The organism is Bacillus sp. FCW2, assembly GCF_021228595.1.
Taxonomy (GTDB): Bacteria; Bacillota; Bacilli; order Bacillales; family Bacillaceae; genus Bacillus; species Bacillus velezensis.
The window spans coordinates 841,790-868,734 of record NZ_CP089436.1; the positions used below are offsets into that span (position 1 = coordinate 841,790).

The 26,945-nt window shown below is 45.1% G+C and carries 27 protein-coding genes; 24 read left to right on the plus strand and 3 right to left on the minus strand.

Translation table 11 applies throughout. The features are described from left to right. The first annotated feature begins 28 nt into the window (after window positions 1–28). Complete coding sequence (locus tag K3G25_RS04255) at window positions 29–412, plus strand: FxsA family protein (protein ID WP_012118168.1); 384 nt, start codon at window positions 29–31, stop codon at window positions 410–412. Between the two features lie 31 nt (window positions 413–443). Here K3G25_RS04255 and ytvI read toward each other — a convergent pair whose 3' ends face one another. After that, window positions 444–1,559, minus strand: coding sequence for a sporulation integral membrane protein YtvI (gene ytvI, locus K3G25_RS04260; RefSeq protein WP_021494434.1), 1,116 nt, complete (start codon window positions 1,557–1,559; stop codon window positions 444–446). A gap of 97 nt (window positions 1,560–1,656) precedes the next feature. On the opposite strand from ytvI, the gene K3G25_RS04265 reads away from it, so the two are divergent. The 15 genes from K3G25_RS04265 (at window position 1,657) to coaE (ending at window position 17,473) form a co-directional block, all read left to right on the plus strand. Continuing rightward, window positions 1,657–2,121: a DUF441 domain-containing protein gene (locus K3G25_RS04265; RefSeq protein ID WP_025649717.1), complete on the plus strand. Its 465-nt coding sequence runs from the start codon at window positions 1,657–1,659 to the stop codon at window positions 2,119–2,121. A 421-nt stretch (window positions 2,122–2,542) separates the two neighbouring features. Then, complete coding sequence (locus K3G25_RS04270) at window positions 2,543–2,953, plus strand: YjdF family protein (RefSeq protein WP_017418345.1); 411 nt, start codon at window positions 2,543–2,545, stop codon at window positions 2,951–2,953. An 83-nt stretch (window positions 2,954–3,036) separates the two neighbouring features. Then, window positions 3,037–3,273, plus strand: coding sequence for a peptidoglycan-binding domain-containing protein (locus K3G25_RS20715; RefSeq protein ID WP_079890928.1), 237 nt, complete (start codon window positions 3,037–3,039; stop codon window positions 3,271–3,273). A 156-nt stretch (window positions 3,274–3,429) separates the two neighbouring features. Continuing rightward, window positions 3,430–3,867 carry a hypothetical protein gene (locus tag K3G25_RS04280; protein ID WP_014418618.1) on the plus strand — a complete coding sequence of 146 codons (438 nt, stop codon included), beginning with the start codon at window positions 3,430–3,432 and terminating at the stop codon, window positions 3,865–3,867. Between the two features lie 292 nt (window positions 3,868–4,159). After that, window positions 4,160–5,293 (plus strand): Rap family tetratricopeptide repeat protein, encoded by a 1,134-nt coding sequence (locus tag K3G25_RS04285; RefSeq protein WP_014418617.1) that lies wholly within the window; start codon window positions 4,160–4,162, stop codon window positions 5,291–5,293. Beyond that, complete coding sequence (locus K3G25_RS04290) at window positions 5,283–5,435, plus strand: hypothetical protein (RefSeq protein WP_017418344.1); 153 nt, start codon at window positions 5,283–5,285, stop codon at window positions 5,433–5,435. Before K3G25_RS04285 ends, K3G25_RS04290 begins: the two co-directional genes overlap by 11 nt. Before the next feature lie 717 nt (window positions 5,436–6,152). Next, window positions 6,153–7,271 (plus strand): citrate synthase, encoded by a 1,119-nt coding sequence (gene citZ, locus K3G25_RS04295; RefSeq protein WP_003152453.1) that lies wholly within the window; start codon window positions 6,153–6,155, stop codon window positions 7,269–7,271. Window positions 7,272–7,431: 160 nt separating this feature from the next. Next, window positions 7,432–8,703 (plus strand): NADP-dependent isocitrate dehydrogenase, encoded by a 1,272-nt coding sequence (icd, locus tag K3G25_RS04300; protein ID WP_014418616.1) that lies wholly within the window; start codon window positions 7,432–7,434, stop codon window positions 8,701–8,703. 45 nt (window positions 8,704–8,748) lie between these two features. Further along, on the plus strand, window positions 8,749–9,687 hold the full coding sequence (gene mdh / locus K3G25_RS04305) for a malate dehydrogenase (RefSeq protein WP_003152455.1): 939 nt from the start codon (window positions 8,749–8,751) through the stop codon (window positions 9,685–9,687). Window positions 9,688–9,902: 215 nt separating this feature from the next. Continuing rightward, the gene (locus tag K3G25_RS04310; protein WP_014418615.1) at window positions 9,903–10,622 is read left to right on the plus strand and encodes a response regulator transcription factor; all 720 of its coding nucleotides are present in this window, start codon (window positions 9,903–9,905) and stop codon (window positions 10,620–10,622) included. Further along, complete coding sequence (pnpS, locus tag K3G25_RS04315) at window positions 10,615–12,354, plus strand: two-component system histidine kinase PnpS (protein WP_021494433.1); 1,740 nt, start codon at window positions 10,615–10,617, stop codon at window positions 12,352–12,354. Before K3G25_RS04310 ends, pnpS begins: the two co-directional genes overlap by 8 nt. 246 nt (window positions 12,355–12,600) lie before the next feature. Then, entirely contained in the window at window positions 12,601–15,240 is a 2,640-nt protein-coding gene (gene polA / locus K3G25_RS04320) for a DNA polymerase I (RefSeq protein ID WP_154817596.1), read from the plus strand. 24 nt (window positions 15,241–15,264) lie between these two features. Continuing rightward, window positions 15,265–16,095, plus strand: coding sequence for a DNA-formamidopyrimidine glycosylase (mutM, locus tag K3G25_RS04325; RefSeq protein WP_029973341.1), 831 nt, complete (start codon window positions 15,265–15,267; stop codon window positions 16,093–16,095). Window positions 16,096–16,231: 136 nt separating this feature from the next. Then, window positions 16,232–16,864, plus strand: coding sequence for a sporulation membrane protein YtaF (gene ytaF / locus K3G25_RS04330; RefSeq protein ID WP_003152461.1), 633 nt, complete (start codon window positions 16,232–16,234; stop codon window positions 16,862–16,864). A 15-nt stretch (window positions 16,865–16,879) separates the two neighbouring features. After that, window positions 16,880–17,473, plus strand: coding sequence for a dephospho-CoA kinase (gene coaE / locus K3G25_RS04335; protein WP_021494430.1), 594 nt, complete (start codon window positions 16,880–16,882; stop codon window positions 17,471–17,473). 38 nt (window positions 17,474–17,511) lie between these two features. Here the strand turns inward: coaE and K3G25_RS04340 are convergent, their stop codons facing one another. Next, a complete protein-coding gene (locus K3G25_RS04340) occupies window positions 17,512–18,354 on the minus strand; it encodes an aldo/keto reductase (RefSeq protein ID WP_029973344.1) in 843 nt (280 codons plus the stop codon). A 58-nt stretch (window positions 18,355–18,412) separates the two neighbouring features. Next, window positions 18,413–19,612 (minus strand): MFS transporter, encoded by a 1,200-nt coding sequence (locus tag K3G25_RS04345; protein ID WP_014305559.1) that lies wholly within the window; start codon window positions 19,610–19,612, stop codon window positions 18,413–18,415. A 184-nt stretch (window positions 19,613–19,796) separates the two neighbouring features. Between K3G25_RS04345 and K3G25_RS04350 the strand changes: the two genes are divergently transcribed. From K3G25_RS04350 to ytxC, 8 genes are all read left to right on the plus strand, one after another. Next, entirely contained in the window at window positions 19,797–20,183 is a 387-nt protein-coding gene (locus tag K3G25_RS04350) for a winged helix-turn-helix transcriptional regulator (RefSeq protein WP_003152469.1), read from the plus strand. Between the two features lie 207 nt (window positions 20,184–20,390). Continuing rightward, a complete protein-coding gene (locus tag K3G25_RS04355; RefSeq protein WP_014418609.1) occupies window positions 20,391–21,413 on the plus strand; it encodes a glyceraldehyde-3-phosphate dehydrogenase in 1,023 nt (340 codons plus the stop codon). Between the two features lie 238 nt (window positions 21,414–21,651). Then, a complete protein-coding gene (gene speD, locus K3G25_RS04360) occupies window positions 21,652–22,032 on the plus strand; it encodes an adenosylmethionine decarboxylase (RefSeq protein WP_003152471.1) in 381 nt (126 codons plus the stop codon). 248 nt (window positions 22,033–22,280) lie between these two features. After that, the gene (gene nrdR / locus K3G25_RS04365; protein ID WP_003152473.1) at window positions 22,281–22,739 is read left to right on the plus strand and encodes a transcriptional regulator NrdR; all 459 of its coding nucleotides are present in this window, start codon (window positions 22,281–22,283) and stop codon (window positions 22,737–22,739) included. Between the two features lie 111 nt (window positions 22,740–22,850). Next, window positions 22,851–24,260, plus strand: a complete 1,410-nt coding sequence (locus K3G25_RS04370) for a replicative helicase loading/DNA remodeling protein DnaB (protein WP_014418608.1) — start codon at window positions 22,851–22,853, stop codon at window positions 24,258–24,260. Between the two features lie 24 nt (window positions 24,261–24,284). Beyond that, window positions 24,285–25,220 (plus strand): primosomal protein DnaI, encoded by a 936-nt coding sequence (dnaI, locus tag K3G25_RS04375; RefSeq protein WP_012118157.1) that lies wholly within the window; start codon window positions 24,285–24,287, stop codon window positions 25,218–25,220. 31 nt (window positions 25,221–25,251) lie between these two features. Further along, window positions 25,252–25,893, plus strand: coding sequence for a TVP38/TMEM64 family protein (locus K3G25_RS04380; protein ID WP_014418607.1), 642 nt, complete (start codon window positions 25,252–25,254; stop codon window positions 25,891–25,893). A 65-nt stretch (window positions 25,894–25,958) separates the two neighbouring features. Further along, window positions 25,959–26,789 carry a putative sporulation protein YtxC gene (gene ytxC, locus K3G25_RS04385; protein WP_014418606.1) on the plus strand — a complete coding sequence of 277 codons (831 nt, stop codon included), beginning with the start codon at window positions 25,959–25,961 and terminating at the stop codon, window positions 26,787–26,789. Window positions 26,790–26,945 lie beyond the last annotated feature (156 nt).

Here is a 26,945-nt window from a genome sequence, read left to right on the forward strand (position 1 = left end):
GCTTTTAGAAGGGCGGGAGGGCAGAAAAATGAGAGTGTTATTCTTACTGTTTATCGTGTGTCCGGCAATTGAAATCGGCTTGTTTTTGCTGGCGGGAAAATGGCTCGGTATTTTTCCGACCTTCCTTCTCATCATTTTGACAGGCGTGTTAGGCGCCTTGGTGGCAAAAAGACAGGGAACCGATGTGTATCATCGGGTGATGCGCGACCTGCAGCACGGCAAAATGCCGGGGGAAGCGCTTCTTGACGGAATATGCGTCTTTTTCGGAGGCCTGCTTTTGATGCTTCCGGGTTTTCTGTCCGATATTGCAGGGGCCTGTCTTCTGATTCCGTTCACTCGGAACCGCATGAAGCCGCTTTTGTTCAAATGGCTGAGAGGAATGTCAAAAAATAAGCGGATCATTATCAAATAAAAACGGCAGCCTTCTTACAGGGCTGCTGTTTTTATTTGGACTGAACAGTAATATAGGCCCATATTTCTTTTAAAGCGCCCGTTGTGATAAAGGCTTGAATGAAAACGAGCAGCGCGGGCCCCGCAGCCAGTCCTAAAATTCCGAACAGTTTAAAGCCGGCAAACAGGGCGATTAAGGTCGCAAGCGGATCAAGTCCGATTGACTTGCTTAAAATTTTCGGCTCCGTCAGCTGGCGCTGAATGAGAACCACAATATATAAAATACCGAGACCGATCGCTTGAGGAAGCTGACCGGCAATGGCCAAATACATAATCCAGGGAACAAAGACCGACCCGGCGCCGAGATACGGGAGAAGGTCCACCAGGCCGATAAAAAAGGCGATGGTTGCCGCATGCTCAATCCCTAAAAGAAAAAGTCCGATAAAGACAATGATCATCGTGAAAAGGATGAGCACGGCCTGCGCCTTAATGAAACCTGCCATCGCTTTTTTCAGCTCTCCCGATACGGCCTTGGCGTTTGCTGAAACCCGTTCCGGAAGAATAGAATAAAGCAGCGCCTTCAGCTTATGCCAGTCCTTTGTCATAAAAAAAGTCGCCAGCATTGCGAAAATGAAGACGGCAGCTGTATTGGGAAGGAAGGCAATCCATTTCGGCACCAGCTCCAAAAGATGTGAAAGCATCAGCCCCGCATTTTTAGCGGCTGTATCACCGAGGGTCTGAATATGCGTCACGATGGATGCCTGCTGATTGGTTTCCAGTCCGTTAAATAAGACGGTCAGCTCGTGGTACAATGGCTGAATGCGGGAAGTGAACAGCTCTTCGCAATACGTCATAAAGGCGCTGATATGGGGAGGGAGCGTTTTGGCCAGATAGGCGGTTCCCGAAATGATTTCCGCAACGAGAAATGTCGCCGCGCCAAGAAGAATAAGCAAAAAGAAGACCAGGACAATGACTGTATTGACTGACCGGGGCATCCCCGTCAGTTTGTCCAGCCAGTCAACTACGGGAATGATCGCTGATGACAGAATAAGGGCGATCAGAAACGGATAAGTTAACGGAAATGAGGCGTAACCGGCCGCTAAAGCGCCGCCGGCCGCAGCGAGTACAAACAGCGCGCGGAAAAAAACAGTTGCATAGTGCGGATTCACATCGATCCTCCTCTCGGTCGGCACGTCCTATTACATTAGTTTATTCGTCAAAAAAAAGGATATGAATACAGATATGATGAAAGAGGGTGCTTTCAGGATGTTTACACAGGCGAATTTATTTTTACTATTATTGCTGGCCATCGCATTGGTAGCCAAAAATCAGTCATTGCTTTTTGCCGTCGGCTTTCTCATTGTGATAAAAGCTGTCGGTCTTGATCAGAAACTATTTCCGGTTATTCAGTCAAAAGGCATCAACTGGGGGGTCACCGTCATTACAATCGCCGTTTTAGTGCCGATTGCCACAGGTGATATCGGTTTTAAACAGCTCGCAGAAGCGATGAAATCATATTATGCGTGGATCGCTCTCGGTGCCGGGATCGCGGTTGCCTTAATCGCCAAAAACGGTCTCACCTTATTGGAAAACGACCCTCATATTACAACGGCGCTGGTCATCGGCACGATACTTGCCGTCGCGCTTTTCGGAGGCGTCGCCGTCGGCCCGTTAATCGGCGCCGGAATCGCCTACTTGGCCATGCAAATCGTTAAAATATTCACTTCGTAAAGTAAAAAAGCGGCGTAAAGCTGCTTTTTTTTGTGGAGAAAATTAGAGTTTGCACTTGCGCACTTTGTAGTTCAGACAAATGCCATTTGCATTATTCCGATGAATGGAGTGGCTTACCATGTAACAAAGAACTTCGGGATTGACGGCGCACATGGAGCGAAAACAGCGATTGCAGTAATTCCAATTGATGAATGGATTAAAAGCTGATGGAATTTATGCGCTGATACCAAAGCTAAGCTTGAAGTGTTGTTCAAAATAAGTGAAGACCCTTTCCTTCAATTTGAAAGTTTGTTAAATTTATAATGAGAATGAAAAAACACAATTCGGTTGGTAGTCCGGATGCATGATTTAAAATGTCAGTAACCTTCCCCTCCTCGGGATGTCCATCATTCTTCAGTAAATTTAGGAGGAGGGAATCGTTATGAAATTAACGGTTTACTACGATGGTCAGTTTTGGGTAGGAGTCATTGAAGTTGTGAATGATGGGAAATTAAGAGCAATTCGTCATTTGTTTGGACAAGAGCCAAAGGATTCAGAAATAATGCATTTTGTTAATAATCAACTTTTACCGACTCTCTCCCACACTGAACAAGAAGGGGTTTGTGTTAAAGCAAAATCTAAGAAATTAAACCCAAAAAGATTGCAACGACAAGCTTCTAAAGAGATGAAAAACATCGGGATATCAACTAAGGCACAAAAAGCGATAAAACAGGAGCTTGAAGCAAGAAAAGAAAAGAAAAAACAACTGAATAGAAAACAAAGAGAAAAAATAAAGGAACAAAAATATTTAATCAGAAAACAAAAAGCAAAAGAAAAGCATAGGGGCAAATAGTCGGAGAACCCGATGAAGCCCTTCGATTGAAAAGTTGAGCGGCATCAGTTAGTTTCTTCGGACTGATTTAGAGAAAAAGAAGTATAAGTCAGAGCCCTTCTCGAGATGAGGAGGGTTTTTCTGCAATTTATTTAAATTCACTTACATCAGTAAATGAGTCAGTTTCAATTGATGAACGGTTTGATGAGGATATTTACGGCCCGAAAACAGCAAATGCAGTCAAACGATTCCAGTCCATGTACGGCGTGACTGCTGGCGGCATTCATGGGCCAAAGACAAAGATGAAAATCAGCGTTAAAGAAATAGGGAAAATTAGATAAAGAACGAAAAAAATTTCTAAATATAGTTGGATTGATATATTATTGAACCCTGCATATGTGATAACAATAGCAGCTTTAAATAGGTGTAACAGGAGGTAGATTACTAAAGAATCTAAGGTTAGTATTTGGGTTTTAATATTTGATTAGGGGGAAAGAATGCTATCACTTAATAGAGCTTTAAAATTACGTGATTTAGAAGTTTTTCGTGTGCTGAAAGATGGTAACATTTTATCTTACGTAATAATTGAAGATACTCGAAAGCCATTTACAGAAGAAGACAAAAAATTAGAACCATTATGTTATATGGACGAAGAAGATATTAATGCGATTTTAAATGTTTTTAAGATTTCAATTGTTAATGATGAAAAATTAAATGAAGATAATTCAATTTTTATAAGATCTTACTTTTCTGAATTTGTTAATCATACAAATTTAACGAATTTTATTATTAAAGAATATGTTCAAAAGGATTTATATAATTACGATGATGAAGATGACATCATTTTCTTTAATAGAATTTTACGTAGTATAGGATCAGATTATGTTATCAAAGAATTTGACGATATAAATTGGATTTATTTATCTCAAGATTGATTTCTTATTTAGATTTTAAAGGAGTACAGAAGATAATTTCTGTACTCCTTTTTAAGGCAAAAAATAGACTTCTAGTTTCTCTTTATAGCATAAATACAATTGACGAAAATCGTAAGTTCAGCACCCGCAAGGGGTGTATACAAGTGCTTTATTATCATGGATGTTCTATTTCCAAAATCGCTATCATTTTTTGTTATTTTCGGTTAATTAGGAAAATTGCGGTATTTTTTCGTTTACAGAAAATAAGAAATTAGTGGAAAATAAATCAAAAGAGGAGGAGGGGAATGAATGCATGGACCAGGTATTACCGTCTTCACATGTAGGCGTTAAAATTAACGAGTGGTACAAGATGATTCGTCAATTTAGTGTGCCAGACGCGGAAATTTTAAAAGCCGAAGTGGAACACGAAATAAAAGAAATGGAAGAAGACGAATATTTACTTATTTATTACTCTCTCATGACTTTTCGTCATCAACTTATGCTAGATTATTTAAACCCAGAAATAAAGTATAGGACTGATAGGCCAACCACCACAGAACTACTTGAGAAGATTGAGAAACCACAAAAAACACTTACCGGCCTCTTAAAATATTACTCACATTTTTTTCGCGGAATGTACGAATTTGATCAGAAGCAGTATGTAGAAGCAATTAATTTTTATCGTAAAGCAGAGATGGAAATTCATCATGTCTCTGATGAAATAGAACAAGCTGAGTTTCATTTTAAGTTGGCAGAGGCTTATTATAATATGAAACAAACGCACGTATCCATGCATCATATTCTAAAAGCGTTAGAAATTTATGATCGAAACCCGCTTTATACCGTCCGAAAAATTCAAAGTTTATTTGTAATTGTGGGTAATTATCTTGATTTTAAACATTACGAAAAAGGATTACAGCATCTTGAGGAAGCCTTGAAGCTTTCGCAAGAATTTGGTCATAAAAGGTTGATTTCCTCTGCTCTTTATAATTTGGGTGAAAGTTATCACTACATGGGACAAGAAGAAAAGGCCGAAGCGTATTTGAGACAAGCAATTGTGATTGGTGAAGAAATGAAATTGAGAACTCTGCCCCATTCATATTATTCACTTTCCATAGTATTATTTAAGCAAAAGAAAACAGCCGCGGCAGGCCAAGCTTTAAAAGAAGGTTTAAAAACAGCAGTAAAATATGACGACAATTTGTTTTGCTTATTAACAGAGTTTTTATATGTTTTATTTGCTGAACCGATTAACAAAGACAGCCTTGTAGAAATTTTAAGTAAGCTTGAAAATATTCATATGTATTCGTATGTCGAAGAGTTGACACTTTTAACAGCAAACTTTTTCAAAGGAATGAAGGACTTTGAAATGGCTACAATTTTTTATGATAAGATGGTGGAGTCTCAACTTCAAATACAGCGGGGGGATTGTTTGTATGAATATTAAAAAAGCAATTTGTTTCTCTGTCTCTGCTTTCGCTATTACGTTCGGTGTAATTGCTTTTGTAGGAAACACGACTCATCTTCATCATAATGCAGCCAAAACTGATAATGAGGTAATACAACTAGCTGCGCGACTGCAAACATGATTTAAAAGATGTGGCCTTTTTAGGGCTGCATCTTTTTTTGTCATGCATTTTCGATTTTTCTCTTTTTAGGCGGGGCTGCGGCTGCTGCATTACAAGCATGGTAACAGGTTATGTTACAAGGGTGATATTCGTTTGAAGTCCGCATAAAAATACAAAAGGATCGTTATATACACAAAAGCGAAATACGAAGTAACAACAAAGATATATATAAGAAAATTTGAGCCAACTAAAACCAAGACATGGATTTCTGAAGCTGATCCGAACATTGATTCAGTCGAGTAAACAAATTAACCCCCTTCTCCGGTAAAGAAGGGGGTTAAACTTGCGGTGAAGTTGTCGCGCCTGTCCTTTTAAAGTCTCCTCCAAAACTCCCCCAAATGAAAACATGAGAATACATGGTTTTACAAAGCGCCTGAAAGCAAGCGATTAAATTTATCAACGAAAAGCCTTGATATATAAGGCTTTTAAAACATTTTTAGTTAAAAGTCTACAAATTAATCAGATTATTGTTTATAATAAGAATAGGCTTAAACTTAAATAAGCTTATAAGAATTTGTTATGTTCCTCTATAAGCATACTGGTTATGTAATCGCAATCATTGAAATGTAAGCATTTTCTTAAAGGGGAAAGGGATTGTTTGCATGACTCATTTTAAGTAAGCCGTATGTTTTATATACTCTTTAAAGGGGAATTTTGATTGAAAAGGAGAGGTTGAATATGACAGCAACACGCGGTCTTGAAGGGGTTGTAGCAACAACATCATCTGTAAGCTCTATTATCGACGATACCCTTACATATGTAGGGTACGATATTGACGACTTGACAGAGAATGCAAGTTTTGAAGAAATCATTTATTTGCTGTGGCATCTGCGCCTGCCGAATAAAACGGAACTTGCTGAACTGAAAAAACAGCTTGCGAAAGAAGCTGCCGTTCCACAAGAAATCATTGAGCACTTCAAATCCTATCCCCTCAATAACGTACATCCAATGGCTGCGCTCCGGACGGCGATTTCATTACTCGGTCTGACTGACAGTGAAGCCGATGTCATGAATCCGGAAGCGAACTACAGAAAAGCCATCCGTCTGCAGGCGAAAGTGCCGGGCATTGTCGCCGCTTTCTCAAGAATCCGCAAAGGACTTGATCCTGTTGAACCGAAGGAAGAGTATGGAATCGCGGAGAACTTCCTTTACACCTTAAACGGTGAAGAGCCTTCTCCGATCGAAGTGGAAGCGTTTAACAAAGCGCTCATTCTTCATGCGGATCATGAGCTGAATGCATCAACATTTACGGCGAGAGTATGTGTCGCCACCTTATCTGATATTTACTCAGGCATCACTGCCGCCATCGGCGCTTTAAAAGGACCGCTTCACGGCGGAGCCAATGAAGCCGTCATGAAAATGCTGACAGAAATCGGCGAAGTGGAAAACGCCGAGCCTTATATCCGTAGCAAAATGGAGAAAAAGGAAAAAGTAATGGGGTTCGGACACCGTGTGTATAAGCATGGAGACCCGCGCGCCAAACACTTAAAAGAAATGAGCAAACGCCTGACGAATCTGACGGGTGAAAGCAAATGGTACGAGATGTCAATCCGTGTCGAAGAAATCGTAACGTCGGAGAAAAAACTCCCGCCTAACGTTGATTTCTATTCCGCATCTGTATACCACAGTCTCGGCATTGATCACGATCTGTTCACGCCGATCTTTGCGGTCAGCAGAATGTCAGGATGGATCGCCCATATTCTTGAACAGTACGATAACAACCGCCTCATCCGCCCGCGCGCTGATTACACGGGTCCGGATAAGCAGACTTTTGTTCCGATTGATGAAAGAGCCTGATCAAACGGGAGGCTGGTGATTTTCATGTCGTTAGCCTCTTGTTAATCAAGCCCGGATTGGTTTACAATTTTGATAGAATCTTGAGAAAAGTCATTTTATTTTCTATACAAGAAAAATAAAATGTTTTCTAAATATGAATTACATACTGGGAGGTAATATTGTGTCACAAGGTGAAAAAATTACAGTCTCTAATGGAGTATTAAACGTACCAAATAATCCGATTATCCCGTTTATTGAAGGCGACGGCACAGGCCCTGATATTTGGAACGCCGCTTCTAAAGTATTGGAAGCCGCTGTTGAAAAAGCATATAAAGGCGAGAAAAAAATCACGTGGAAAGAAGTTTATGCCGGTGAAAAGGCTTATAATAAAACAGGTGAGTGGCTTCCTGCCAAAACGCTGGAAGACATCAGAGAGTACTTCATCGCCATCAAAGGTCCTCTGACGACACCGGTCGGCGGCGGTATCCGTTCTCTGAACGTGGCGCTGAGACAGGAGCTTGATTTGTTTACGTGCCTGCGCCCTGTCAGATATTTCACGGGAGTGCCTTCTCCGGTCAAACGTCCTGAAGATACGGATATGGTCATTTTCCGCGAGAATACGGAAGATATTTACGCCGGAATTGAGTATGCGAAAGGTTCTGAAGAGGTTGAAAAGCTGATCAGCTTCCTGCAAAATGAAATGGGTGTTAACAAAATCCGTTTCCCTGAAACGTCAGGAATCGGCATCAAACCTGTTTCTGAAGAAGGCACAAGCCGCTTAGTCAGAGCTGCCATTGAGTATGCGATCGAAAACGGCCGTAAGTCTGTCACGCTTGTCCACAAAGGAAACATCATGAAGTTCACTGAAGGGGCATTTAAAAACTGGGGCTACGAGCTTGCCGAAAGAGAATACGGAGATAAAGTATTCACTTGGGCTGAATATGACCGCATTGTCGAAAAAGACGGAAAAGAAGCGGCTGATAAAGCGCAGAGCGACGCGGAAGCGGCAGGAAAAATCATCGTCAAAGACAGCATCGCTGATATTTTCCTTCAGCAGATCTTGACCCGTCCGAGCGAATTCGACGTCGTGGCGACTATGAACTTAAACGGAGACTATATCTCTGATGCGCTTGCCGCTCAGGTAGGCGGAATCGGAATCGCGCCGGGAGCGAACATCAACTATGAAACAGGGCATGCGATTTTCGAAGCGACTCACGGAACGGCTCCTAAATATGCCGGCCTTGACAAAGTCAACCCGTCATCCGTCATCCTTTCAGGAGTGCTTCTTCTTGAACACCTGAACTGGAATGAGGCTGCTGACTTGATCATTAAATCTATGGAAAAAACGATTGCTTCAAAAGTAGTAACGTACGATTTTGCTAGATTAATGGACGGTGCAACTGAAGTGAAATGTTCAGAGTTTGGTGAAGAGCTAATCAAAAACATGGACTGAACCTAAAGCAGACTTCTAATGAAGCCAAAAAAGGAGAAGAGAATCATGGGAAAAACACGCAGTAAAGTTTCTGTTATCGGAGCAGGATTTACGGGAGCGACAACAGCCTTTCTTACAGCTCAAAAAGAGCTTGCAGACGTTGTGCTCGTTGATATTCCGCAATTAGAAAACCCGACAAAAGGAAAAGCGCTAGACATGCTCGAAGCAAGTCCGGTTCAAGGATTTGACGCGAAAATCACAGGCACGTCCAACTACGAGGACACAGCCGGTTCTGATATCGTCGTCATCACAGCCGGAATTGCGAGAAAACCGGGCATGAGCCGTGATGATCTTGTATCTACAAACGAAAAAATCATGAGAAGCGTCACACGTGAGATCGTGAAATATTCTCCTGACTGCATTATCGTTGTATTGACAAACCCTGTTGATGCGATGACATATGCGGTGTACAAAGAATCAGGCTTCCCGAAAGAACGCGTCATCGGACAATCCGGAGTGCTTGACACTGCGCGATTCAGAACATTCGTCGCTGAAGAATTAAACCTGTCTGTAAAAGATGTGACCGGTTTTGTTCTTGGCGGACACGGTGACGACATGGTTCCTCTCGTCCGTTATTCCTATGCGGGCGGCATTCCGCTTGAAACGCTTATCCCGAAAGACCGTCTTGATGCGATTGTAGAACGCACAAGAAAAGGCGGCGGGGAAATCGTCAACCTTCTCGGCAACGGAAGCGCCTACTACGCGCCTGCTGCATCACTGACTGAAATGGTAGAAGCCATTTTGAAAGATCAGCGCCGCGTGCTTCCGACTATCGCTTACTTAGAAGGCGAATACGGTCATGAAGGTATTTACTTAGGCGTACCGACGATTATCGGAGGAAACGGCCTAGAGCAAATCATCGAGCTTGAACTGACAGACTATGAAAAAGCGCAGCTGAGTAAATCAGTTGAATCTGTCAAAAACGTGATGAAAGTATTGTCATAAGAAAAAAGGGAAGGCTTCCGAATCAGAAGCCTTCCTCTTTTTACAATTAATGAAAGCGTTTTCTTTTTCCCTGAGCGATCCTTTCTCTGAAAATGATCAAAAAGGCGAATTGTCTGAACGGGCAGTATTGGATAAAATGAAATCATAAAGTGATATGCAGCACATAAAATAGAGAAAATTGGATGTCGGGGAAAATAGACAGCGGAGGGCGCAGCATGAACAAAAAAATTTTAGTTGTAGATGATGAACAATCTATCGTTACTCTTTTACAGTATAATCTGGAACGGTCCGGCTATGATGTCATCACCGCATCAGACGGCGAAGAGGCTCTGGAGCAGGCAGAGAATGAAAATCCGGATTTAATCGTACTGGATGTCATGCTGCCGAAAGTGGACGGAATCGACGTCTGTAAACAGCTCAGACAGCAGAAAATGATGGTTCCGATCTTGATGCTGACAGCAAAAGATGAGGAGTTTGATAAGGTGCTGGGACTGGAGCTCGGAGCGGATGATTACATGACAAAGCCGTTCAGTCCGCGGGAAGTCACTGCGCGGGTGAAAGCCATTTTAAGAAGGGCTGACATTTCTTCGCTGTCACAAGGCAGAGAAGAGGAAAAGGACGGGCAGATCCTCATCGGCGAGCTGAAAATTCTTCCGGAGCATTACGAAGCGTACTTTAAGTCAGAACAGCTGGAACTGACGCCTAAAGAATTTGAACTGCTTCTGTATTTGGGAAAACATAAGGGAAGAGTGCTGACGAGAGATCTTCTGCTGAGCGCGGTCTGGAACTATGATTTTGCCGGGGATACCCGGATTGTTGACGTTCATATCAGCCATCTGCGCGACAAAATCGAATCAAATACCAAAAAACCCATCTATATTAAAACAATCAGAGGTTTGGGGTATAAACTGGAGGAGCCAAAAATGAATGAATAAAGTCCGTGTGCGTCTGTTCGCTTTACTCGTTGTATGTATCATATTGGTTTTCAGTGTTCTCGGCCTTTTTTTACAGCAGCTTATTTCTTCATCCGCTGAAGAAAGAACGGCGGATCAGCTGAAAAAGGAATCGGTATACATAGCGGGCCTTCTTGACACCGGCCGAATCGGCAATAAAAGCAATGAAACGGTAATCCGTGATGCCGGCCGCACCCTCGGTATAAACGTCGCCGTGCTCAACGAGAAGGGTGACGCCGTATATCATTCCGGCAGTCATGCTGATGATTCAGCCGTAAAGGAGTTCATTTCTCACAATAAAAGTGAGGAAGCCGTACAGTCGAAAAGCAAAGTCATCCGCGGCACTGCCGTAAAAAATGACGCCGGGAAAATTGCGGGGTATGTACTTGTTTCCTCTGAGATCAACGGCGGTTCAAGCGTTACCGGAGAAATGTGGGGCATGCTGGCAGCAAGTCTTTGTACCGCTTTTATCATTATCGTTTTCTTTTATACAAACATGACGTCCCGTTACAAAAAATCCATCGACGCCGCGACAAAGGTGGCGACGGAGCTGTCCAAAGGGAATTATGACGCCCGCTCCTACAGCGGTTACGCAAGGCGGTCGGACCGTCTCGGGCGTGCGATGAACAGCCTGGCGGTCGATTTAATGGAAATGACGAGAACGCAGGATATGCAGCGCGATCGTCTGTTAACCGTCATTGAAAATATCGGCTCCGGTTTGATTTTAATAGACGGGAGAGGTTTTATCAATCTCGTGAACCGGTCATACACGAAGCAGTTTCATACAAAGCCTGAACGTCTGCTTCGGCGTCTTTACCACGATGCGTTTGAACATGAGGAGATCATTCGGCTTGTCGAAGACATTTTTATGACGGAGACGAAAAAATGCCAGCTGCTCAGACTTCCCATCAATATTGAGCGGCGCTACTTTGAAGTTGACGGCGTTCCGATCATGGGCCCTGACGATGAATGGAAGGGCATCGTCCTCGTCTTTCACGATATGACGGAAATTAAAAAATTGGAGCAGATGAGAAAGGACTTCGTCGCCAATGTCTCCCATGAACTGAAAACACCGATCACCTCGATTAAAGGATTTACGGAAACACTGTTAGACGGAGCGATGAAAGACGAAAAGGCGCTTTCAGACTTTCTGTCTATCATTCTGAAAGAAAGTGAGCGGCTCCAATCTCTCGTGCAGGATTTATTGGATTTATCCAAGATGGAGCAGCAAAACTTTACGATGCGTGTAGAGTCCTTTGACGCCGCAAAAATTCTGCATGAAATTGAGGCGCTTTTGCAGCATAAGGCTGCAGAAAAAGGCATCAGCTTTCAGCTCGATCTCCCGGAAGAGCCGATTTTTGTGACGGGTGATGCGCACAGGCTGAAGCAGGTATTTTTGAATCTGGCGAACAATGCCCTGACCTACACGCCTGAAAAAGGGACGGTGGGGATTTCGGTACATGTGAAAGAAACCGTTGTCGATATCAAAGTGTCCGATACGGGGATCGGCATTCAGAAGGAAGAGATCCCGCGGATATTTGAGAGATTCTACCGCGTGGATAAAGACAGAAGCCGCAACTCGGGAGGAACCGGGCTCGGCCTCGCCATCGTGAAGCACTTAATAGAAGCCCATGAAGGTAAAATCGAGGTCACAAGCGAGCCGGGACAGGGGACTGTATTTACCGTGACGCTGAAGCGGCAGCCGGAAGCGTGATCAGCTTTACAAAGGATTAACAATTTCTTCATGGCCTGTTAAACCTATCTTGTTAGGATGTAACAGAACCCCTTCATCCAAGGAGCCAATTTTGACGGCGGGAACGTATTTTCTTGTTCCCGTCCTTTTTTGCGTTTTCACGGGGTTCGCTCATTTTCCTTTCAAATTGAACTTTGTTAAAATAAGAGAAGCTGTGAGATTAAAAAATAGAGGAATGACGAGCTTTTGCTCTTAGGAGGATATTGAATGACGGAACGAAAAAAATTAGTGCTTGTCGACGGAAACAGTCTGGCGTACCGGGCGTTTTTTGCATTGCCGCTTTTAAGCAATGAAAAAGGCATCCATACAAATGCCGTATACGGGTTTGCGATGATTTTAATGAAAATGCTGGAAGATGAAAAGCCGACCCACATGCTGGTGGCTTTTGATGCGGGAAAAACCACTTTCCGCCACAGCACGTTTAAAGAATATAAAGGCGGAAGACAAAAAACGCCGCCGGAGCTTTCAGAACAGATGCCGTTCATCCGTGAGCTCCTTGATGCCTACAAAATCAGCCGCTACGAGCTTCCTGAATATGAAGCGGACGATATTATCGGCACGCTTGCCGTATCTGCTGAAAAAGACGGCTTCGAAGTAAAGGTAGTTTCGGGGGACAAGGACTTAACCCAGCTTGCAACCGGGAAAACGACCGTTGCCATTACGAGAAAAGGCATTACCGACGTGGAGGATTACACGCCGGAGCACGTGCAAGAAAAGTACGGTCTGACCCCTTTGCAAATCATTGATATGAAGGGATTAATGGGGGATTCATCCGATAACATACCGGGCGTCCCCGGCGTCGGAGAAAAAACCGCGATTAAGCTCTTAAAGCAGTTCCATTCGGTTGAGAAACTGCTTGATTCCATTGATGAAGTCAGCGGAAAAAAATTAAAAGAAAAGCTTGAAGAATACAAGGAACAAGCCCTGATGAGCAAAGAACTGGCGACGATTATGACAAATGCGCCGATTGAAGTCAAGCCCGAAGATTTAGATTACCAAGGGTTTGACCGTGAACAAGTTGTTGCCATTTTTAAAGACCTGGGTTTTAATACGCTTCTTGAGCGGCTCGGTGAAGAAAGCGGGGAAACGGCGGAAGAAAATTTTGAAGACATCAATGTCGAAACGGCAGAAGAAATCACCGAAGATATGCTCGTTTCGCCGTCCGCTTTGGTCGTCGAACAAATCGGTGATAACTATCACGAAGAACCGATCCTCGGCTTTTCCATCGTGAATGAAACAGGTCTTTATTATATTCCGAAAGAAATCGCCATTCAGTCTGAAGCGTTTAAATCTTGGGCTGAAGATGAATCGATGAAAAAGTGGGTGTTCGACAGCAAACGTTCCGTCGTCGCTTTGCGCTGGCAGGGAATTGAGCTGAAGGGAACGGAATTTGACGCGCTTCTTGCTGCCTACATTATAAACCCGGGCAACTCGTACGACGATGTCGCGAGCGTAGCGAAAGAATACGGGCTGAATATCGTTTCAAAAGATGAAGCGGTATACGGAAAAGGCGCAAAGCGCGCCGTTCCGGCTGAAAAAGAGCTTGCCGATCATCTCGCGCGGAAAGCGTCTGCCGTTAACAGCCTCCGTGACAAACTGCTGCACGCGCTGGAAGAAAATAATCAGCTTGAATTATATGAAGATCTCGAACTTCCGCTTGCGCTTATTCTCGGAGAAATGGAATCAATGGGCGTCAAAGTGGATGTTGAAAGACTGAAGCGAATGGGCGAAGAGCTTAAGGCGAAGCTGAAGGAATATGAAGAAAAAATCCATGACATCGCCGGTGAGCCGTTTAACATCAATTCACCAAAACAGCTCGGCGTCATTCTGTTTGAAAAGCTCGGCCTGCCGCCAGTAAAGAAAACAAAAACAGGCTATTCCACTTCAGCCGATGTCCTGGAAAAGCTCGCAGACAAACATGATATCGTCGCTTACATTCTGCAATACAGACAAATCGGCAAGCTTCAATCGACTTATATAGAAGGGCTGCTGAAAGTCACGCGCAAGGATTCTCATAAGGTGCATACACGGTTCAATCAGGCGTTGACTCAAACCGGACGCCTCAGCTCAACGGATCCGAACCTGCAAAATATTCCGATCCGGCTGGAGGAAGGGCGGAAAATCCGTCAGGCTTTCGTACCGTCCGAACCGGACTGGCTTATTTTCGCCGCCGATTATTCACAAATTGAATTAAGGGTGCTTGCGCATATTTCAAAAGATGAAAATCTGATCGAAGCGTTTACGAATGACATGGACATTCACACAAAAACCGCCATGGATGTGTTTCATGTCAGTGAAGATGAAGTGACACAAGCGATGCGCCGCCAGGCAAAGGCCGTCAATTTCGGCATTGTTTACGGCATCAGTGATTACGGGCTGTCGCAAAACCTCGGCATCACCCGGAAAGAAGCGGGCGCTTTTATTGACCGCTATTTGGAGAGCTTCCCGGGCGTCAAGGCATATATGGAAGAGTCGGTGCAGGAAGCGAAGCAAAAAGGATATGTCACGACACTTATGCAGCGCCGCCGCTATATTCCTGAGCTGACCAGCCGCAACTTCAACCTGCGGAGCTTTGCGGAACGGACGGCCATGAATACGCCGATTCAGGGAAGCGCCGCCGATATTATTAAAAAAGCCATGATTGACATGGCAGCTGAGCTGAAAGAAAAAAAACTGAAGGCGCGATTGCTGCTTCAGGTGCACGATGAATTGATTTTTGAAGCGCCTAAGGAAGAAATTGAAATATTAGAGAAGCTGGTTCCTGAAGTGATGGAGCATGCTTTGGCATTAGACGTGCCTCTGAAGGCGGATTATGCTTCAGGGCCGTCTTGGTACGATGCAAAATAAACAGAGAAAAAGGAAGTGATGATTGTGCCGGAATTACCAGAAGTTGAAACGGTCCGGCGCACTCTGACCGGTCTTGTGAAGGGGAAAACGATTGAATCGGCGCATATCAGATGGCCGAATATCATCAAAAAACCCGCCGAGCCGGAGGAATTCGCGCGGCAGATTGCAGGAGAAACGATCCGATCCATCGGAAGAAGAGGAAAGTTTTTGCTTTTCCATCTGGATCATTATGTCATGGTGTCCCACCTTCGGATGGAGGGGAAATACGGTCTTCATCAGGCCGATGAGCCTGACGATAAACATGTGCACGTCGTGTTTCACATGACGGACGGAACACAGCTCCGCTACCGGGATGTCCGGAAATTCGGCACGATGCATTTGTTTGCGCCGGGAGAGGAACAGAATGCATTACCGCTTTCACAGCTCGGGCCCGAACCCGATGATGAAGCATTTACCGCTGCTTATTTAAAAGAGCGGCTTGCAAAAACGAACCGCGCGGTGAAAACAGCCCTGCTCGACCAAAAAGCGGTCGTCGGCCTCGGCAATATTTATGTCGATGAAGCTTTATTCCGGGCGCGTATTCATCCTGAGACAAAAGCGAACAGTCTGTCAGACGGGCAGATAAAAACGCTTCATACAGAAATTAAAGACACCCTTCAGGAAGCGATTGACGCGGGCGGGAGCACCGTCCGGTCTTATATCAATTCTCAAGGGGAGATCGGAATGTTTCAGCTCAAACATTACGTATACGGCAAAAAGGATGAACCGTGCAAAACGTGCGGCACGATGATTTCTAAAATCGTGGTCGGCGGAAGAGGGACGCATTTTTGCGCCCGCTGCCAAAAAAAATCATAAACTGAAGCGATTCAAGCAAGCGGCAGCAGAATGACTTTTTTCTAACACAGTTGATGACCTTTCTCCATATATATATTGTGATTCACCCAATAGGCATATGTCACAATTGCCGATCAAGAGAAAGGGAGAAACGGATATGGAGATTGTTTCTTTGCTGCTTTTGGCTTTTGCTGTCAGCTTGGACAGTTTTTCAGTCGGGTTTACGTATGGTTTGAGAAAAATGAAAATCCCGTTCAAAGCGATTGCCGTGATCGCTTGCTGTTCAGCCTCTGTGATGTTTATATCCATGCTGATCGGCCATTTTCTGACAAAGATTTTTCCCGTATCCGTCACGGAAAAACTGGGCGGGCTGATCTTAATCGGAATCGGGGCATGGGTCATCTGGCAATTTTTCAAACCGGCTAAAGAGCCGGATTACTTATTGCATGAAAAAACGTTACTTAATCTTGAAGTGAAATCGCTCGGCATCGTGATTCACATTTTAAAAAAACCGACGAGCGCCGATATTGATCAATCCGGAACCATTAACGGAGTCGAGGCGCTTCTGCTCGGTATCGCCTTATCCATTGACGCGTTTGGCGCCGGGCTGGGAGCGGCCATTCTCGGCTTTTCTCCGGTTATGATGAGCGTGACTGTCGGGCTGATGAGCTCGCTGTTTGTTTCACTCGGCATAAACGCGGGGCATTTGCTCTCAAGATGGAATTGGATAGATAAAATGACATTTTTGCCGGGAGTCCTGCTGATTATCATCGGGATTTGGAAAATGTAAGAAGGAGTGGGCTTTTTGAGCTTGGTCATCGGTTTAACGGGAGGCATCGCAAGCGGCAAAAGCACGGTAGCGCGTATGCTGATCGACAAAAAAATAACAGTCATTGATGCGGATGTCATCGCAAAACAGGCGGTGGACAAAGGAATGCCGGCTTACGGACAAATTGTGGAGGCATTCGGAAAAGACATCCTGCTGGAAAATGGCGGTATTGACAGAAAAAAACTCGGTTCTATCGTTTTTACTGACGAACAGAAGCGTCTGAAGCTGAATCAGATCGTTCATCCGGCGGTGCGTGCGGAAATGCTGAAACAGCGGGATGAAGCCGTTGCGCGAAAAGAGCGGTTCGTCGTTTTGGATATACCGCTTTTGTATGAAAGCGGGCTTGATTATCTTGTCGGCAAGGTGCTCGTCGTCACCGTACCGGCAGACATTCAGCTCAAACGGCTGATGGAGCGGAATTCCCTTACAGAAGAAGAAGCGATGAGCCGGATAACGTCGCAAATGCCTTTAGCGGACAAAACAAAAAAAGCTGACGCCGTCATTGATAACAGCGGCAGTCTTGAACATACAAAGCACCAGCTTGAGGAAGTATTGAGCGGCTGGGCATAAACAAACACCGTTCGGAAAGCCGAACGGTGTTTTTCTGGTTAAAAATCAAAATTGTCAGGATCAGGACCGACACGGAGATTTTCGTTCAGATCATCAATCCGCTTCATATCGTCAGCTGACAGTTCGAAATCAAAGACATTTGCATTTTCTTCAATACGGTGTTTTTTAGTTGATTTCGGAATGGTGATGACACCGTTTTGCAAATCCCAGCGCAAAATCACTTGAGCGGCTGATTTGCCGTACTTCTCAGCGATCTCCTGTAAGACGGGATGATCAAGCAGCTGACCTTGCATCAATGGCGACCACGCTTCAAGCTGAATGCCTTGTTCAGTACAGAAAGCAAGCAGTTCTTTCTGTGTCAGACGCGGATGGTACTCCACCTGGTTGATCATCGGCTTGATTTCCGTTTCTTTCATGAGATGTTTCAGATGGTGAATTTGGAAATTGCTGACCCCGATCGCCTTAATGCGTCCATCCCGGTAGAGGGTTTCGAGCGCCCGCCACGCATCGATATACTTTCCTTCGACAGGCCAATGGATCAAATATAAATCCAAATAATCTAAACCGAGTTTTTCTAAGCTTGTGTCAAACGCTTTTAACGTTTCTTCATATCCTAAATCGGCATTCCATACTTTTGACGTGACAAAAATGTCTTCACGTTTTAATCCCGCTTCTTGCAGCCCTTGGCGGATGCCTTCGCCGACACCTTCTTCATTTCCGTAAATCGCGGCGGTATCAACGCTGCGATAGCCGTGCACCAATGCCGTTTTCACCGCGTTGACGAGTTCCGCGCCTTCCTCTACTTTGAAAACTCCGATGCCGAACCAAGGCATCTCTACTCCGTTATGCAATGTTGATTTTGCTTGTAAATGTGTTGTCATGTATATATTCCTCCTATTAGTTGTCTGTTGAAACAATCAAAATGCGCTGAAGAAAAACTCACCTCCTTTCAAGGGCAGTGCGATCCCGCTTTTCAAGCTTCCTGCTCCATCCGGTTAATACGACCGCGCTGAGCACCATCAGCGCCCCGATCCAAGCGGTATGAATGATTCCGATTGAGTCTGTAATGATTCCGCCGGCAAACGAGCCGATCGCGATTCCGGCATTGAATGCCGCGATATTTAAGGCTGATGCTGTATCAACGGCGCTTGGCGCAAAACGTTCACTCAGCATCACGACATATACCTGAAGCCCCGGCACATTCATAAACGCCAACAGCCCCATGAAAATAATGGTGATCAGCCCGGCTGTTTTAAACGGCGCGGTAAAAGTCAGAACAAACAGCACAGCAGCCTGGACAATGAACATATAAAACAAGGCTTTCAGCGGATTTCGGTTTGATAAACGGCCGCCAATCATGTTTCCGATGGCAATCGCAATTCCGTAAATGAGCAGGATGGCCGCGACGGTTTCTTTCTGAAAACCGGTTACCTCCTGAAGAAGCGGAGATAAATACGTAAACACGACAAACGTTCCGCCGTAGCCTAACGCCGTAATAATAAATAAAAGCAATAACCGCCCGTTTGTGACGAGTTTGACCTGCTCGGAAAATGCGGTTTTCGTCCCTTTGCGCAAATGCGACGGAACGAGAAGCGCGTTTGTGAGGAATGCGATGATTCCTACCGCCACAATGACGGCAAATGCGATTCTCCATCCGAATTGCTGGCCGAGATAGGTGCCGAACGGAACGCCGGTCACCGTAGCCACCGTCAGCCCCGTAAACATAATGGAAATCGCGCTTGCTCTTTTATGCTCCGGCACGATATTGGCGGCGATTGTTGCCCCGATTGACATGAAAATGCCGTGGGAAAACGCCGAAATAACCCGTGCCGCCAGTAAGACGCCGATTGAGGACGCACTTGCCGCGAGTGTATTTCCGGCGATAAAAATTAACATCACCCAGAGCAGCAGCGTTTTCCGTGACATGCCGGATGTGAGAGATGTTAAAACCGGCGCGCCGAATGTCACGCCCAGAGCATACATGGAAACGGTCAGCCCCGCCGTTGTCACAGGTATATGCAGATCTTGAGATATAAGCGGCAGCAGCCCGACGCTGATAAATTCGGTTGTGCCGATCGCAAAAGCGCTGACGGCTAATGCCAGCAGCGCTGGTAAATAGCTTTGGCGATGTGAAGACATCTGTTTTCCTCCTTGAACGATAATGTATGGTTGAAATGATGCCGGGTAAACGATATAAGTATAAGAGTACATTCCTTTTCAGCCGGCAAATGTCATTATGATCGATAGAAGTGTCATTGAAAAGAACGTACTTTTAAGTGCCATAGGCACTTTTTAGTTCCTATAGATGAGGAGGAATTACCGTTTGCTGAAGAAAAAATACAATATATCCGTAGAAGCGGCGCTTGAGGTGATCGGAGGAAAATGGAAGTGTGTGATCCTCTGCCACCTCATGCGCGGGAAAAAACGGACAAGCGAATTGAAGCGGCTTATGCCGGACATCACCCAGAAGATGCTGACACAGCAATTGCGGGAGCTGGAAGCTGACGGCGTCATCAACCGGATCGTGTACAATCAGGTGCCGCCGAAAGTGGAATACGAGCTGAGTGAATACGGACACAGTCTGGAAAGAATTTTAAACGCGCTGTGCGACTGGGGCGCGATGCATATCGCGAAACGGTACGGCGAGGTGTCTTCCGTTTTAGAGGACAGCATTTTAAATGACAAATTCAAAGAACCGGGACAAATATAAGAAAAAAGCAGGCAGCCTGAGACGCTGATCCTGCTTTTTTTATGGAAGAAAGATCATTTTATATGCAAAAAAACCGATTGAACAACATATTGATCGGTATAAGGGTGGATTTTTATCAAGTTGTACTGGCGGATTTCTTTTAATGTGTTATACTATATATAAATAAAATTAAATTAGAGTGGCATATTAAAAAGGGGTGACCTGAGCATGAAGGTAAAAGTAGCAATCAACGGGTTTGGAAGAATCGGAAGAATGGTGTTCAGAAAAGCAATGGAAGATGATCAAATTCAAATAACAGCCATTAATGCAAGCTATCCCCCGGAAACGCTTGCTCATTTGATAAAGTATGACACAATTCACGGCAAATACGATCAAGAAGTTGAGACCTCCGACGACAGCCTGATCGTCAACGGAAAACATATTATGCTGTTCAATCGCCGGGACCCGAGAGAGCTTCCGTGGAAAGAATGCGGAATAGACATCGTCGTAGAGGCAACGGGGAAATTTAATTCAAAAGAAAAAGCAATGAGCCATATTGAAGCAGGGGCGAAAAAAGTTATTTTAACGGCTCCGGGCAAAAATGAAGACGTTACCATTGTCATGGGAGTAAATGAAGAGCAATTCAATCCCGATGAACATGTCATTATTTCAAATGCATCCTGCACGACAAACTGTCTTGCGCCGGTCGTCAAAGTGCTTGATCAGGAATTCGGGATTGAAAGCGGCCTGATGACGACTGTTCACGCTTACACGAATGATCAAAAAAATATCGACAATCCGCATAAAGATCTGCGGAGGGCGAGAGCGTGCGGAGAATCCATCATTCCGACTTCTACAGGCGCCGCCAAAGCGCTGTCGCTCGTGCTGCCTCATTTGAAAGGAAAACTTCACGGTCTCGCTTTGCGTGTTCCCGTTCCGAATGTGTCATTAGTGGACCTTGTCTGCGATCTGAAAACAGATGTGTCGGCCGAGCAAGTGAACGCCGCTTTCCAAAGAGCCGCAAAAACGTCGATGTACGGAATTCTTGATTATTCGGATGAGCCGCTCGTTTCTTCGGATTATAATACGAATTCACACTCTGCGATCATCGACGGACTGACAACGATAGTGATGGAAGACCGAAAAGTAAAGGTGCTCGCCTGGTATGACAATGAATGGGGATATTCCTGCCGGGTCGTTGATCTTATCCGTCACGTCGCCGCGCGAATGAAACACCCGTCAGCTGTGTAGACTAAAGATCATGGACATTTGTTAGAAAAACACCCTTAACGGCATATTCGCAAAAAACACACCTTGCAAAATAAACTTAAACACAGTATACTATCTTTCGTGAACTTCTTGCTCGTGACTGCTTCGGAATTACTTAAAGGGTTAGGACCTCTCCGGACTAACTTTCCCCCGTGGTAAATGGCCGGGTCAGTTCTCGGAAATTCACTTTTTTAATTCTTGTTAAGGGGGGTCCATGATTATGGAAACAATGGGGCGTCACGTCATCTCCGAGCTGTGGGGATGCGATTTTGATAAGCTCAATGACATGGATTTTATTGAAAAAACGTTTGTAAATGCTGCTTTGAAATCAGGAGCTGAGGTGCGCGAGGTCGCATTTCACAAATTTGCACCGCAAGGCGTAAGCGGAGTCGTTATTATCTCTGAGTCACATTTAACGATTCACAGTTTTCCTGAACACGGATATGCAAGCATTGATGTTTATACTTGTGGAGACCTGGATCCTAATGTGGCTGCGGATTACATTGCGGACGCATTACATGCAGATACAAGAGAAAACATTGAAATACCGAGAGGAATGGGGCCTGTACAGATTAAACAGGCACAAGCGAAAGTACTGTAATTTTCAAAACGCAAACACAAGGGAGCTAAGCTGAAAAAGCCATTACGCGCTTTGAAGCTGATGCTCCTTTTCTAATGTAAAAAAACAGCATTGCTTTTTCTTTAAGCATTTTTTTTGTAAAATAGAAAAGATAAGGCCGGTCTATCGGCTCTCCCAACAAATAGGCTCATCCTAGAAACGTTGGCGGGCATTTACCGGAAGCTTGCGAACCGCATTACAGCAACGAAACAGATGGGAGCTGATCCAATTTGAAATGTCCTTCATGCCAGCATAACGGTTCCCGCGTACTTGATTCACGGCCTGCGGACGAAGGGAAATCAATCCGCAGAAGGCGGGAATGCGAAGCCTGCCATTACCGCTTCACTACATTTGAGAAGTTTGAAGAGATGCCTCTGATCGTCGTGAAAAAAGAAGGCGTCCGGGAAGAATTCAGCCGTGAAAAAATGCTGCGCGGGTTAATTAAAGCTTGTGAAAAAAGGCCCGTTCCTTTAAAAACATTGGAAGACATGTGCTTTGACATTGAAAAAGAGCTGAGAAACCAAGGTGTATCTGAAGTCAAAAGCGAACTTGTCGGAGAAATGGTAATGGACCGTCTGGCGAAAATCGATGAGGTGTCTTATGTCCGCTTTGCCTCCGTCTACCGGCAGTTTAAGGATATAAACGTGTTTATCGATGAATTGAAAGATTTAATAAAGAAAGAACGCTGAGAGAGCTAAGAGATTGTGTCTGGCTCTTTTCTCATGAGCAAAATTGGCATTTGATAGATCGCAGAAACGGTGTAAAATGAGAGTAGAAACATATCGGAAGGTTTGAGAATCATGGCTGACTATTGGAATGACGTATTGCCTGTAGATCCTTATACGGTCAAAAGCCGTTCGCTTCTTCAGGATGTCGACAGACAGGTTTTGACACATCTGTACCAGCCGCTGATCGGTTCTTTTGCATTCTCCCTTTATATGACCTTATGGGGGGAGCTTGAGCAGAACCGCTTGTGGGGAGCGGAATCCACGCACAGGCAGCTGATGGGCATGATGCAGTCAAATTTAAAAAAGATTCATCATGAACAGGGAAAGCTTGAAGGAATCGGGCTGCTGAAAGTGTATATCCGGGAGTCCGAGCAAAAAGAGCGGATGTTTATTTATGAGCTGCTGCCCCCGCTCAGACCGAATGATTTTTTTGAAGACGGCATGCTGAATGTCTTTCTTTATAACAGAGTCGGTAAAACGAAATACCAGCAGCTGAGACAATTTTACACGCACCCTTCCGTCGGCGCGGACGCAAGGGAAATTACCCGTCCGTTTAATCACGCCTTTGCCTCTTTTCAGCCGAGTGAATGGAAAATGACGCCTGATATGGAAGAGGCGATGAAGCTACCCGAGGACTATGAGACGGCGTCTGTCGGACAAGCGCCTTCCTATACGGTGACGGAGGAAGTGTTTGATTTTGAGCTTTTCATGGCGGGACTGTCAGAAACGATGATACCGCGCAAATCAATCACGCAGGACGTGCGGGAGAGCATTAAAAAGCTTTCATATTTATACGGAATAGATCCTATCTCCATGCAGCACGTCGTCATGACCGCAATTAATGAACAGGATACGATAACGGCCGAAGCGCTGAGGAAAGCGGCCAGCGACTGGTATCAAATTGAAAGAAGCGGGAAGCTTCCGGAACTGATTGATAAAACACAGCCTGTCACCTTGAGAGAAAACCGGACGGAAAAAGACGATTCATTGAACGGCGAACTCATCGCACAGCTTGAGACCATATCACCGAGAAAGCTTCTTCAGGACATTGCGGATGGGACCGAGCCGTCAAAAGCCGACTTGCAGATTATCGCCGATATTATGTTCGAACAAAAGCTTGAGCCCGGCGTCACCAATGTGCTGATTTATTATGTCATGCTGAAAACGGATATGAAGCTGTCCAAAAACTATATCCAAAAAATCGCCGCCCACTGGGCCAGAAAGAAAGTCAAAACGGTACGGGAAGCAATGAAGCTCGCAATAGAAGAGCACAGGCAATATCTTGATTGGGCGGACGGCAAAACAAACGGCGCGGCGCGCGGCAAAAAAACCGTCCGGGAAGAAAAGCGTCCTGATTGGATGAAAGAAGAAGAAACCGGGAAGAAACAAGAACAGCCGGCTCTTTCCGCGCAGGATCTTGAAGAACAGAAGAAAAAAATGATGGAAGAAATGAAAAAACTGAAAAAATACTCTGCCTATTGAGACAGAGAAGCGGGGTGATATTGAATGGAACCGATCAGCCGATCCTTAGAAGGCGTGACGAAAAGACCTGACTTTCAAAAACGCCTGGAACGAATGCAGCAGCAAGTCATGGCCGACGAAGACGTCCAGGCTTTTTTGAAGGAACAGAAAGATGTAATCAATCAAAGCATGATTGACAGAGGGTTAAATAAACTGTACGAATTCGTTCAGCAAAGCAAACAGTGCGCCTTCTGCTCGAAAGACAGCCGGACGAACAGCCTGCTTGAAGGCTATCATCCGAAGCTTGTGATCAACGGGCGTTCCATTGATATTGAATATTACGAATGTCCGGAAAAGAGAAAGCTCGACCGCCAGAAAAGGCAAAAGTCCCTGATGAAGAGCATGTATATCCAGCAGGATCTTCTCGGCGCGACGTTTCAGCAGATCGACATTACCGATCCGAGCAGAGTCGGCATCTTCCAGCATGTGACGGATTTTCTGAAGAGCTATAATGAAACGGGAAAAGGCAAAGGGCTGTATCTGTACGGAAAATTCGGAATCGGAAAGACATTTATTTTAGCCGCCATTGCCAACGAGCTGGCGGAAAAAGAGTATTCATCAATGATCGTATATGTTCCCGAATTTGTCAGAGAGCTGAAAAACTCGCTCCAGGATCAGTCGTTGGAGGCGAAACTGAATATGGTGAAAACGACGCCCGTACTGATGCTTGATGATATCGGAGCGGAGTCAATGACAAGCTGGGTCAGGGATGAAGTCATCGGCACCGTGCTTCAGCACAGAATGAGCCAGCAGCTTCCCACTTTCTTCTCGTCTAATTTTTCACCAGACGAGCTGAAGCATCATTTTACGTATTCACAGCGGGGAGAAAAGGAAGAAGTAAAAGCGGCAAGACTGATGGAGCGGATTTTATATTTGGCTTCGCCCGTCCGTCTTGACGGGGAAAACCGCCGCCGTTCATGATGCCGGCGTCCAATGGGAAGGATTTGAGGGAATGAGGAATAAGAAGGCTGTCACTTGGGCTGCGGCTGCGGCGGGAGCGGGCCTTTTACTGTGGGCAAACCGCAAATATCTGAATCTGTCGCCTAAGGAGATCCGGCTGTGGGTATTATCGTTCGGTGTTTTTGCGCCGCTTGTGTTTATCGGAATTTCCATCGTCAGGCCTTTTGTGCTGTTTCCCGTATCAATCGTTTCCGTCGCCGGAGGATTGGCGTTCGGCCCGTTTTTCGGCACCGTGTATACGCTGGCGGGCTCAATGGGCGCTGCCGCCGCGTCTTTTTTTGCGGCGGGGCTGTTTGCCTTTAATGAGAAAAGCCGTCATGGAAAAATGGAAGCCATTCAAAAGCAGATGAAAACCAATGGCTTCTTTTATATTTTTATCCTGCGCATTCTGCCTGTTAACTTTGATGTGATCAGCTATGCCGCAGGCCTATCGAAAGTCAGGCCGATGACGTATTTTTTGGCGACCGCAGCGGGCATTATTCCGGGGACGATCGTCCTGAATGTGCTCGGCGCGAGCTTTATGTCCGGCAATGTGCTGACCGTACTCGGCGTGATGTGTCTTTACATCGTATTTTTATCGCTTCCCGTTATATTTAAAAAGAAGGTGCGCCATTTGTTCGGCGGTGAAAGCTAACCTTTACGTCTATTTTAAAAACATCCCCCATATACTTGTAACAGATGCCGTAAGGGGGGACAAATATGCTTGAAGTGATCTTTGAAGATGACCACGATACCGCCGCTTTTTTACATCTCATTCAGCAATCGGACGACCGGAGACATTTTATTGTCCGTGAAGGCATAAAAAAAGTCGGAATCGCAAGGTCTGAAACGGCTTTTTGCGTTCAGCGCTTTATTGAGCCGATACTTGTCAGGTTTTTTTTGGAATGCAAAGAAGACGAGCATATGCTTTCGCTTATTGAGGACGCATACTGCTTCACCGATCAGGATGAACAGCAGCAAATCCTTCAGCTTGCACACAGCATTATGGAAGGAGAGCTTGAGGATCATCCGTTCGAGCCGAAGAAAGAGCCGCGCACACAGTTTATTTCAGATGCGCTCCGGACGATTTCACTTGATGCGGGTGTTTTTTCCGTGCGTTCGTTTCAGACGTTCCGGCTCGGCAGGTATTATGAGCGGCTCAGAGAATACGCGGAGGCTGCGATAGATGAATATCGGATGGAACAGGAATATCAAAACTTTATCCAGTCTCTGAGAGATTATGTGACATCCAATCCGCCGCGGATGAAGAAAGTCCGCATCGTACATGACCGGGCTTTTACGCTGTGGGAGCTGCGCTATTTGTCAGAACGGGAACAGAAAAAATACATAGACAGACGGTTTGTGCGGGAGCACCCGATGTATATAGATTCCCATCTCCTTGCGCCGCTGATCTCCATTGCGCCTGAGACGGTAGAACTGTATACGGACAAACCGGAGCATATGATGTCCAGAACGATTCAAAACGTGTTTCAGGAAAGGGTGCGCCTTTTTCCGCTGGGCGCGTTTGCAGCCGAGAAGACGGAAGGATAGCCGTACGGACGGCCTTGTGTAAACGGCAGGGCTGTCTTTGCGAAATCAGACGGAAAACCGAGTTGCATTTTTCTCGCAGACATTTTATAATACATAAAAGATTAATGATTGCTACACGTATTGATAAGGACATGAAGCATTGATACCGGCTTTATA

What these genes read in the sequence shown, in the direction of transcription:
- speD (WP_003152471.1), top strand. Translation starts at nt 21,652, where the DNA reads ATGGAAACAATGGGGCGTCACGTCATCTCCGAGCTGTGGGGATGCGAT.
- K3G25_RS04265 (WP_025649717.1), top strand. Translation starts at nt 1,657, where the DNA reads ATGTTTACACAGGCGAATTTATTTTTACTATTATTGCTGGCCATCGCA.
- K3G25_RS04380 (WP_014418607.1), top strand. Translation starts at nt 25,252, where the DNA reads ATGAGGAATAAGAAGGCTGTCACTTGGGCTGCGGCTGCGGCGGGAGCG.
- K3G25_RS04340 (WP_029973344.1), bottom strand. Translation starts at nt 18,354, where the DNA reads ATGACAACACATTTACAAGCAAAATCAACATTGCATAACGGAGTAGAG.
- polA (WP_154817596.1), top strand. Translation starts at nt 12,601, where the DNA reads ATGACGGAACGAAAAAAATTAGTGCTTGTCGACGGAAACAGTCTGGCG.
- pnpS (WP_021494433.1), top strand. Translation starts at nt 10,615, where the DNA reads ATGAATAAAGTCCGTGTGCGTCTGTTCGCTTTACTCGTTGTATGTATC.
- K3G25_RS04290 (WP_017418344.1), top strand. Translation starts at nt 5,283, where the DNA reads ATGAATATTAAAAAAGCAATTTGTTTCTCTGTCTCTGCTTTCGCTATT.
- K3G25_RS04285 (WP_014418617.1), top strand. Translation starts at nt 4,160, where the DNA reads ATGGACCAGGTATTACCGTCTTCACATGTAGGCGTTAAAATTAACGAG.
- K3G25_RS04355 (WP_014418609.1), top strand. Translation starts at nt 20,391, where the DNA reads ATGAAGGTAAAAGTAGCAATCAACGGGTTTGGAAGAATCGGAAGAATG.
- ytxC (WP_014418606.1), top strand. Translation starts at nt 25,959, where the DNA reads ATGCTTGAAGTGATCTTTGAAGATGACCACGATACCGCCGCTTTTTTA.
- K3G25_RS04345 (WP_014305559.1), bottom strand. Translation starts at nt 19,612, where the DNA reads ATGTCTTCACATCGCCAAAGCTATTTACCAGCGCTGCTGGCATTAGCC.
- K3G25_RS04370 (WP_014418608.1), top strand. Translation starts at nt 22,851, where the DNA reads ATGGCTGACTATTGGAATGACGTATTGCCTGTAGATCCTTATACGGTC.
- K3G25_RS04255 (WP_012118168.1), top strand. Translation starts at nt 29, where the DNA reads ATGAGAGTGTTATTCTTACTGTTTATCGTGTGTCCGGCAATTGAAATC.
- mdh (WP_003152455.1), top strand. Translation starts at nt 8,749, where the DNA reads ATGGGAAAAACACGCAGTAAAGTTTCTGTTATCGGAGCAGGATTTACG.
- citZ (WP_003152453.1), top strand. Translation starts at nt 6,153, where the DNA reads ATGACAGCAACACGCGGTCTTGAAGGGGTTGTAGCAACAACATCATCT.
- K3G25_RS04310 (WP_014418615.1), top strand. Translation starts at nt 9,903, where the DNA reads ATGAACAAAAAAATTTTAGTTGTAGATGATGAACAATCTATCGTTACT.
- K3G25_RS04270 (WP_017418345.1), top strand. Translation starts at nt 2,543, where the DNA reads ATGAAATTAACGGTTTACTACGATGGTCAGTTTTGGGTAGGAGTCATT.
- ytaF (WP_003152461.1), top strand. Translation starts at nt 16,232, where the DNA reads ATGGAGATTGTTTCTTTGCTGCTTTTGGCTTTTGCTGTCAGCTTGGAC.
- K3G25_RS04280 (WP_014418618.1), top strand. Translation starts at nt 3,430, where the DNA reads ATGCTATCACTTAATAGAGCTTTAAAATTACGTGATTTAGAAGTTTTT.
- dnaI (WP_012118157.1), top strand. Translation starts at nt 24,285, where the DNA reads ATGGAACCGATCAGCCGATCCTTAGAAGGCGTGACGAAAAGACCTGAC.